This window comes from Allomuricauda sp. d1 (assembly GCF_039592695.1).
Classification (GTDB): domain Bacteria; phylum Bacteroidota; class Bacteroidia; order Flavobacteriales; family Flavobacteriaceae; genus Flagellimonas_A.
On record NZ_JBBUTK010000003.1, the window covers coordinates 455568 to 464768 of the forward strand.

Annotated in this window: 12 protein-coding genes; 6 read left to right on the plus strand and 6 right to left on the minus strand. The window is 42.9% G+C overall.

Annotation, left to right across the window (positions count from 1 at the left end):
- Positions 1-144: 144 nt before the first annotated feature.
- Entirely contained in the window at positions 145-1116 is a 972-nt protein-coding gene (locus AAAH86_RS13785) for a phytanoyl-CoA dioxygenase family protein (protein ID WP_343488231.1), read from the minus strand.
- Positions 1117-1234: 118 nt separating this feature from the next.
- Between AAAH86_RS13785 and AAAH86_RS13790 the strand changes: the two genes are divergently transcribed.
- Complete coding sequence (locus tag AAAH86_RS13790; RefSeq protein WP_343488232.1) at positions 1235-1675, plus strand: SRPBCC family protein; 441 nt, start codon at positions 1235-1237, stop codon at positions 1673-1675.
- 156 nt (positions 1676-1831) lie between these two features.
- Here the strand turns inward: AAAH86_RS13790 and AAAH86_RS13795 are convergent, their stop codons facing one another.
- Entirely contained in the window at positions 1832-2749 is a 918-nt protein-coding gene (locus tag AAAH86_RS13795) for a nicotinic acid mononucleotide adenyltransferase (protein WP_343488233.1), read from the minus strand.
- A gap of 128 nt (positions 2750-2877) precedes the next feature.
- Here AAAH86_RS13795 and AAAH86_RS13800 point away from each other — a divergent pair, with 128 nt between their 5' ends.
- Positions 2878-3879: an NAD(P)H-dependent glycerol-3-phosphate dehydrogenase gene (locus AAAH86_RS13800; RefSeq protein ID WP_343488234.1), complete on the plus strand. Its 1002-nt coding sequence runs from the start codon at positions 2878-2880 to the stop codon at positions 3877-3879.
- Between the two features lie 192 nt (positions 3880-4071).
- Here the strand turns inward: AAAH86_RS13800 and AAAH86_RS13805 are convergent, their stop codons facing one another.
- From AAAH86_RS13805 to AAAH86_RS13820, 4 genes are all read right to left on the minus strand, one after another.
- The gene (locus AAAH86_RS13805; RefSeq protein ID WP_343488235.1) at positions 4072-4527 is read right to left on the minus strand and encodes a hypothetical protein; all 456 of its coding nucleotides are present in this window, start codon (positions 4525-4527) and stop codon (positions 4072-4074) included.
- Between the two features lie 83 nt (positions 4528-4610).
- A complete protein-coding gene (locus AAAH86_RS13810) occupies positions 4611-6287 on the minus strand; it encodes a glycerol-3-phosphate dehydrogenase/oxidase (protein WP_343488236.1) in 1677 nt (558 codons plus the stop codon).
- 60 nt (positions 6288-6347) lie between these two features.
- Positions 6348-6656 (minus strand): antibiotic biosynthesis monooxygenase, encoded by a 309-nt coding sequence (locus tag AAAH86_RS13815; RefSeq protein ID WP_343488237.1) that lies wholly within the window; start codon positions 6654-6656, stop codon positions 6348-6350.
- Positions 6656-7012 (minus strand): hypothetical protein, encoded by a 357-nt coding sequence (locus AAAH86_RS13820; protein ID WP_343488238.1) that lies wholly within the window; start codon positions 7010-7012, stop codon positions 6656-6658. Before AAAH86_RS13820 ends, AAAH86_RS13815 begins: the two co-directional genes overlap by 1 nt.
- Positions 7013-7060: 48 nt before the next feature.
- Here AAAH86_RS13820 and AAAH86_RS13825 point away from each other — a divergent pair, with 48 nt between their 5' ends.
- The 4 genes from AAAH86_RS13825 to AAAH86_RS13840 all read left to right on the plus strand — a co-directional run bounded on the left by AAAH86_RS13825 (position 7061) and on the right by AAAH86_RS13840 (position 9195).
- Positions 7061-7564 (plus strand): CvpA family protein, encoded by a 504-nt coding sequence (locus AAAH86_RS13825; protein WP_343488239.1) that lies wholly within the window; start codon positions 7061-7063, stop codon positions 7562-7564.
- 164 nt (positions 7565-7728) lie between these two features.
- Entirely contained in the window at positions 7729-8205 is a 477-nt protein-coding gene (locus tag AAAH86_RS13830; RefSeq protein ID WP_343488240.1) for a CAP domain-containing protein, read from the plus strand.
- Positions 8206-8263: 58 nt separating this feature from the next.
- Positions 8264-8806, plus strand: coding sequence for a 3-hydroxyanthranilate 3,4-dioxygenase (locus AAAH86_RS13835; RefSeq protein WP_343488241.1), 543 nt, complete (start codon positions 8264-8266; stop codon positions 8804-8806).
- Positions 8803-9195, plus strand: a complete 393-nt coding sequence (locus AAAH86_RS13840) for a DUF1304 domain-containing protein (protein ID WP_343488242.1) — start codon at positions 8803-8805, stop codon at positions 9193-9195. The genes AAAH86_RS13835 and AAAH86_RS13840 overlap by 4 nt, the downstream gene beginning before the upstream one ends.
- Positions 9196-9201: the final 6 nt, after the last annotated feature.

The window sequence follows — 9201 nt, forward strand, 5'->3', positions numbered from 1 at the left end:
AAAATAGTGTTATTCTTTGAGCCGACCTTAAAAGTTTTATGATTCGTCTTCCCTCCTAAAAAGGAGGGATTGAGGGAGGTGTTTTTTACACCCCTAAAGTCCCCTCAAGGGGACAATGCATACAATCAACTTCAATAAATCTGACTACCACCGCTTCAACCCCAACAACTTCTCACCGAGCAGGCTCAACTTAGCAGTTTCGTATTTGTCACGTTCCCAATTCCGTGGGTCACCAGGAAAAGCATAGCCTTCAGGGGCCACTCTATTTTTCCAAGAATGGATGCGCCAATTTCTAAGCTCCTCATTATCCTCTTCGGCGGGCATCATGGAAATGTACTGGGCTATACGGACTTTATCCTTGGATTTATTCGGACGGATGCCGTGCGGTTGCAGACTATTGAAAATCAACAAATCCCCTGCCTCCATGGTGACTTTTACAAGCTTATCCTGAAGGTTAGAAACATTGGGCTGAAAGTGGTCGCGGTTTTCGGGCTGGGCCAGCTTCCATGTATCATAATTGCGGTAGAGCCACGGGATGCACTGAAATCCACCCATTTGTTCATCCAACTGGTCGGCAAGCGCCAATACGCCCTGTACGTTTTGAGGTCGGGTCTCAGGATCATAATCCCAATGGATAAATCCTTTTTGCTCAAACCCCGGTCGGTTCGGAAAGTTCAAATTGGCCCGGTCTATAGTGACCCACAATTTTTCGGTGCCCCAAACATCCACAAAGGCATCATAGACCCGTTGGGTCTGGCGGTTGTTCCAAAGGTGTTGGTGATTGTAGACCTCGACCATACCCGTACCTGCCAATTCTTTCATCTTCATCTCTGCACGTGGAGCCGTGTACCAAGTCTCGGTGTTTTTGGGGTCTTTTTCCTCAAATTCCCATAAAAAATCAGCGGTCGCTTTTGCCTGTGCTTTAGGCACTGCATTTTTGATGATGACATAGCCGTTTTCAATCCAGAAATCCCAATCGTCTTTCGATAAAATCCGAAGGGGTTTACCGTTGGAGCCGTCGTTCAATTGCTGTTTGCTGCTCGTGGCCGTGGAAGGATTGCCCGGAATTTCTTCATGGGCCTTGTTGGCCATTTCGATTTTCTCTTCCTCGTTCATAGACAGTAAGTTATAAAAAAAGGAGCAGTATTTCTTGTTGATATACACTTAATGGGTAAATTGTGGATATTAGAGTGTGCTTTATAACCATTAGAAATCTTAGTCAAAAGAGACTGGCATGAAAATCAAAGGCTCAATCGACATCAATAAGCCAAAATCCTTAGTTGCTGAACTGTTTGCCGACCCAAATAATCTAAAGGAGTATCAAGACGGATTTCAGAGAAAAGAATTGGTCAGTGGACAAATAGGACAAGATGGTGCCGTTTCAAAAATGTACTATAAACACGGTAAACGAGAGATGGAACTGACAGAGACGATCACTGTTAACCGACTACCTGAGTCTTTTGAGGCAATATATCACCACGAACACATGGACAATACCATGAAATGCACATTTGTCTCGATTGGCGATAACAAAACACGGTACGAATACGAAGTTGACTACGTTCGCATGAGTTGGGTCATGCCAAGACTTATGGCGATTCTATTTCCGAGTGTGTATAGAAAGCAGATTGAAAAATGGATGAGACAGTTCAAAGAATTTGCCGAAAGGCAATGATTATGTTCGCCTGTTTGATTCTGTGTAGATTCTGGGTACAATTCACATCATGCCGTTGAAAAAGAAACCGCCCCGAGCTGTATTGCTACGGGGCGATTCCCAACTAAATAACCAACCAAAAAACTTATTTCTATAGTCGTAGACTATGACTATATCTTACATTTTTCGCTGTCGGGTCACCTTCATCTTTTTGTTTGTGGACTTTGTTCGCTTCTTGCCCACTTTATCGCCCGACTTTAAATACTGTAGAAAGCCCCTGCCACCAAATTCATAGATGGTCTCGCTTGCTACATGGTACAACTCTATGGTACCATCATTGATAACGTAGAGTTCAAAATAATCATTGCCCAAAAAATCGTAACCCAATGTTAAAGTTTTGAGCGTGGGGTCATCAGTATCAAAGACCTCATAGTCTCCCTCAAAATCCCATTGTAAATTTGGCAATGGGGTTCCCACAGCATCTATTGAGGATTGAAAATAACCGCCGTTGTCAGAGAAAAATCGCAAGAAATTCTCTTCATCAAATTCATTGACAGCACCCACCTCACTGGTATAGGTTTTTTCCCAAGCTTCATATTCTTGCAAGAAATAGTCCAGATTTTCATAAAAGACCAAATCATAATCGAAGTTGTTCCGTTGATAGCCTCTGAGAAAATATGAGGTATCTGAGCGTGGGTCATACAGTTCTATTGTATTGTTGTTAACAGCAAAAACCTCTAAAAACCAAAGTCCATCCACATCGTGGTCAATCTCGACCGCCCCCGCCAGTGTCGCAAATGAACCCACATCAATGCCAAAGCCGTTGCCCGTCTTGCCAATACCGACAATATTGTTGTTTGCGTAGAATACTCCCCTATCAAATGAAACGGTAAAAGCACTTTGCAAAAAAGGCACTTCGCCATTACCACGTGTAGCATTGATATCTACGTACCATAAATCGTAAGACTGTAACGCCTGATCCGTTTCAAAAGGAGATGCTGCAATAACGGCATCGTCTAAAATGACCTCGGTGTAACAAGAGCTCGCCAACATTGCAATGCCCAATAATCCTAAAAGTAATTTTCTTGCCCTCATAGTGTCTGGTTTTTCGGGATTCTATTTGGATAATGTCAAGCATTGTGCCAAAAAATATAACGTTTTGATAATCAGTAATTTATCTTTATGAAATGGATTTCAATACCTTTGAATTTTAACTTGACTGAATGAAACAAGACCTAAAAATCGCTGTTCTCGGAGGAGGAAGCTGGGCCACGGCCATCGTCAAGATGCTGACCGAAAACCTGGATACCGTGCATTGGTATATGCGCAATACCGATGCCATAGCACACATTCGAAAAGAAGGGCACAATCCCAATTATTTGAGTTCAGTCGAGTTGCACAACGAGTATCTGGTGCTCACCGATGATATCAATGAGGCCATCAATGCTTGTGATTGGCTCATTTTTGCCATCCCCTCTGCCTTTTTAGAGGAAGAATTGAAAAAACTGCGTCTTCCACTGAAGGATAAAATTATTTTCTCCGCCATCAAAGGCATCGTTCCCTCAAGCGGATTGATTGTGGGAGAGCATTTTCATAGAAAGTTTGATGTGCCCTTTAAAAATATAGGGGTCATCACAGGTCCATGCCATGCCGAAGAAGTGGCATTGGAGCGCTTGTCATATTTGACTCTAGCCTGTGCAGATAAAAAGAAGGCCAAAACACTGGGCGAACACTTTAAAAGTCATTACATCAATGTCAAAGTCTCTGAAGACATCATCGGTACCGAATATGCCGCAATGTTGAAAAACATCTATGCCATTGCCGCGGGTATTGCCCATGGTCTCGGCTATGGCGATAATTTTCAAAGTGTGTTGATGAGCAATGCGATACGCGAGATGAAACGCTATACCAAACGCATCCACAATATTGACCGCAACATTAATGATTCTGCCTATTTGGGGGATTTGTTGGTCACTGGTTATTCCACTTTTAGCCGCAACCGTATGTTCGGCAATATGATTGGCAAGGGGTATACGGTAAAAAGTGCCATGATGGAGATGACCATGGTCGCCGAAGGTTATTACGCCACCAAAAGCGCCCATGAAATCAAGACGACATTCAAGAAAAAGGTCAAAACCCCAATTATTGACGCAGTGTATGCCATTCTCTATGAGGGGAAAAATGCCAAAAAGACATTCAAGGCACTAACCGAAAAGCTGGATTAGTAATTATAAAGCTCCTCCCTTTAGACAAAGGGAGGAGTCTCGGCCAAGGGACGAGACGGAGGGTTTGAAATAATCTTGGTATAAGCGGAATTGCGATAACAAAACTCCCCGTCCCGCTATAGCGGGACACCCCTCTTAGACTTAAGAGGGGAGCCAAGATGGTTATATTTTCTCCCACTCCAGACAGAAAATCTAGTCGAACTTGATTGAGCTTACATACACCCAAACAATAAAGAATATCTGAAGGGGAATCCTGAACCATAGGTATATTGGGCCTTTTCCGTCAAAAGTGGCCTTCTGAAAATCAAGATGCTCCATAGCTGCCTTGATGTTTGATGGAAGTATTAGAATGAAAAAAATAATCAGCAACCATCCCGTCAGTACACGAATTTGACCTATCTGCAATCCGACTGCGGCAGCAATTTCGAGTACTGCAGTAAAGTACACCATTTCTTTTTTGAGCGGAATAAATTCAGGTATCATCATCGCCATACCATCGGGAAACATAAAATGCCCCATCGCCGCAAAAATCAACATGGCTGACATACCGATTCGTGCAGCGAAGGCCAAATCATAGGTTCCATTGATAATTTTTATAACTATGAGGGCCATCACCGAAACTCCCAAAAGAACAATAAGTGTTTTCATACTCTTGTTTTCCCTTTAAAATAATTAAGGATTGGTAGAATTGAAAACTTCTAGGACTAAATTATCATTAAGAACTAAGAAGCCTAGTCAGACATTCTGCGCTCCAACGAAAAGTCGGAATGCGTTTTCAATTCGTGCAGCATGGTTTCTTCAAAAGATTGCAGTGTTTCCGCATCGTAGCCAAATCCTTTTTTGAAATCATCCAGTAAGGGCTTTAGGTATTGGCGTACGCTGTCAATATCAAAATAAAGTCGGCCCGTACGACGGATAAAGAAATCCATAGGATTGAGCACCATTTCATGTTCTATGGCAAACTTGAGTTCAGCCCGTATCATACGTATGTCGGCTTCTTTGTTCTTGAACACTAGATAATGATTAAGTATCGTCTCGGTCTGTTTTCCGTAGGCGGTCACCAAATACCAAGCGTCATAAGCTGAGAATCCATCTTTTTTGATTCGGTCAAAGACCTCGTCAATATACCTCTTAACATGCTTGAACTTTTTGAAGTCGCTTCCGCACAACGGAATCTTATCAGTAGTACAATCCTCAAACTCAATATCGTGGTCTTCCTCAAATTTTTTGGCCACTCGATTGACCACACGCTCTGCCATTTTGCGATAGCCCGTCAACTTGCCACCAGCGATGCTGATAAGGCCCGTATCTGACGTGAAAATTTCATCCTTACGGGAAAGTTCGGAAGCCGATTTTCCTTCTTCATGGATCAAAGGGCGCAATCCTGCCCAAGAAGAGATGATGTCCTCCATCTCTAAATCGATGTCTGGGAACATGTTGTTCACTGCGGATATCAAGTAAATCGCATCGGCCAAATCGGTCTGTACATTGTCTTTGTCGGAATTATAATTGGTATCGGTCGTTCCGATATAGGTAATTTTTCCTCTGGGGATGGCGAACATCATACGCCCATCGGGAATATCAAAGTACACTGATTGCTTCACGGGAAGCTTTTCTCGAGGAAAGACCAAATGCACCCCTTTCGTCAAATGCAGGCGTTTACCCTTTTTAGAGTTATTGACACTTCTGAGCTCATCGACCCAAGGGCCTGCCGCACTGATGACATATTTTGATTTAATGTCGAACTCATTTCCCGTGGGAACATCTTTGACCTTGACTCCCGCTACTTTTTCATCTTGATATAAGAAATCGGTCACCTCGACATAATTCAATGCTTTTGCACCATATTGAAGGCTGGTCTTGATGTTTTCAATGGTCAATCGGGCATCGTCGGTACGATATTCTGCATAGTACCCCGCGCCGTTCAAGATTTTTTTAGGTAACAACGGCTCCAACTTCAAAGCTTCTTTTTTGTCGAGCATCTGGCGCTTATCCTCACCTGTTACCTGAGCCAGAATGTCGTACACCTTGAGTCCGATTGAAGTCAACCATTTACCATACGACCCCCCTTCAATTAACGGCAGCAACATTTTTTCGGGCAACACCAAATGCGGTGCCAACTTGTGAACGATGGCACGTTCTGAACCTACTTCTTTGACCAACCAAAAATCAAATTGCTTGAGATAACGGAGTCCCCCATGAATCAGTTTGGTGGATTTGCTACTCGTACCTGAAGCAAAATCGTTCTTTTCGACCAAGGCCGTTTTCATACCGCGGGAAGCTGCGTCAAGCGCAATACCAGCGCCTGTGATTCCGCCGCCGATGACGACAAGGTCAAATTCTTTCGATTTTAAATCCGTGATGGTTTCTTCTCGGTCGAGGTTGGAAAAGCGTATTGGGGCTTTCATCTGAGCAATTTTTTAATGGGTTCAAAGTTACGTAATCTGAAAAGGCCTTTCAAGGATGTCCTAACGCCTAAATTCATACTCCCGTTCAACCTTACAGATTCGGATTTTGTACCATGAATACCATTTCTCAATGCCAAGTTTCTGTGCTGCTTGATGGTCAAGATTCGTTTTCCATTTTGAAATGGCCTCGAGGCTGTCCCAATAACTGACCGATATGCCCAGCCCCGACCGAGCACTTTCAAAATCCAAAAAACCAGGCTGTTTTCTGGCCAAGGCTTCCATTTGTTCGGCCATCTCAGCATATCCATTATCATCCTCAGTTCGGGTATTCGTAAAAATAACAGCAAAATAGGGTTTTTGAAGTTCCATCAATTGATATACTCCTTTTCCATAAAATAATTGACCAGAGCTTCCTTCATCAAAATGGATTGTTCACCAGCTTTCAGGTTTGGCAGTTGCTCCTTGACTTTATAGTGGGGCCATCCCTCGGGATCAAAATAATCAAACTCATAGAACCCATAGGGTTCCAACAAGCGACAGATGGCAATATGCATGAGGTTTACCTTTTCATCCTTTTTGTACGATTTATGGTACTGCCCCAATTCTTGAAGGCCTACGAGATATATGATTCCGTCCAAATCCAATACATCACCATCGGCAAATTGGTGCGAAAGTTTCTGCACCAAAGCTACCCATCGTTCCTTTAAAACAGCATCCCTTGACATTGAAAAACCAAAACGTAAAGGTACAAAGCAATATCCTATATTTGAATCATGAGCTTTTTGGATATCGTTCTCGGCATTCTCCTTGTTTGGGGACTTTATAAAGGATTAAAAAACGGGTTGTTTGTAGAGCTCGCCTCATTGGTTGCCCTCATCGCCGGAATCTACGGGACTATCCACTTTTCATACATCGCTGCGGATTATCTTTCTGAAAATATGGATTGGAACGAACGCTACATCAAGATTACCGCTTTTATCATCACCTTTATCGCCATTGTTCTCATTGTGCATTTTGCGGGCAGGTTCTTGACCAAGATTGCAAATTTTGCCATGCTGGGATTGCTCAATAAAATTGCCGGGGGCATTTTCGGGGCATTGAAGATTGCCGTTATTTTGGGGGCCGTTTTGATATTTTTTGAAAGGGCCACCGCCTCAATGAAATTCATCAATGAAGAAACGAGACAAGAATCCATCTTTTACGGACCGTTAAAAGAAATAGGGGCATTGGTGTTCAGTATGGTTCTTAAAGAGGAGCCGAGCGAGACTTCAGAATAGCTTCACAACCGTTCTTCCCAAAAAAAATGCGTGACACCGAATATAAATCCGAGTTTAAAAGGTGGTCAGAAAAAAATTGGTATCATTGTTTTCTGCTGTTGCCATAACAGTATGAAGACCCCCAAATTCTTCGACCGAACTGACCATTTTAAAGAACATGAAGTATGAAAATGGCAGTATTGCGCTTCCTCCTCATAGCAGGAATAGTATTGGTTTCATCTTGCACAACTGAAGAAAAGAATCCTTCTGAAAGTATTCTAGCAGAAAATGTCATCTCTTTAGAGGTGCAATTGGCCGACTTATTAAACAAACACCGTGAATCACGGGGTCTTGGTGAACTACAACTTAACGTCATCGCCTATGAAGTGGCCAATGAGCACAACGACTACATGATTGCCCAGGGCAAGCTCAGCCATGACAACTTTAAAAACAGGGCCTCAAAAATTTACTCTGGCACCAATGCCAAAGAGATAGGTGAGAATGTGGGCAAGAATTTTCAAACTGCGGAAGAAGCATTGGATTGGTGGCTGAACAGTACATCACACCGAGAAAATATAGAAAGTGACTTTACCCATACCGCCATCAGTGTCAAAAAAGATGGCAAGGGCAATCTGTACTACACCAATATCTTCTTCAAATAACCTTTCGGCAGATAAAAATTTTATTCGCTTTTGTTACCTTTAAGAAAACAAAAGCACCATGCCAATACGCAAGCCCTTCAATCTTAATACATGGGTAGAAGAGAATCGCGATACCCTAAAACCTCCCGTTGGCAATAAAAATTTGTACAAAGATGCTGGCGATTATATTGTGATGGTTGTGGCTGGGCCTAACGCCCGAAAAGACTATCACTACAATGAAACTGAAGAGCTCTTTTATCAGTTGGAAGGCAACATCGAAGTACATGTTCAAGAAAACGGGCAAAAGAAAACGATGAAACTGGGGCCGGGTGATATGTACCTGCATCCTGCCAAGGTACCACACTCCCCTGTTCGCCATAAAGGTTCCATAGGTTTGGTGGTTGAGGTCAAAAGGGCCGAAATGAACGTTGATGATGGCCTGTTGTGGTTCTGTGATAGCTGCAACAACAAACTGTACGAGGCGTATTTCACGCTTCATGACATAGAAAAAGATTTTCTGAAGCACTTTGAGCATTTTTATGGCTCTAAAGAATTGAGAACCTGTAATAAATGTGGTACGGTGATGCCCGTTGATAAACGATTTATCGCCAAAGAAGAATGATACTGGCCGCCAAAATAGTGACCGTTTTTGTAGCACTGCTGCACCTCTATTTTTTATGGTTGGAGATGTTCGCGTGGACGACCAAGGCCAAAAAGGTCTTTAGAAAATTTCCAAAGGATTTGTTCGAACCAACAAAGGCGATGGCCGCCAACCAAGGATTGTACAATGGTTTTTTGGCAGCGGGATTGATTTGGGCTTTGCTGATTTCTGACCCTTATTGGTCGACCTATGTGGCCCTATTTTTCTTGGGATGTGTGCTGGTGGCCGGAATTTATGGTGCAATATCCGTCTCTAAGCGAATCTTTTATGTGCAGGGAATCCCCGCATTGATTGCCATTGTACTTTGGATTATCGCCAATTATGATAAGTTGGCGTATTGGACTTTCTGAGAGTTC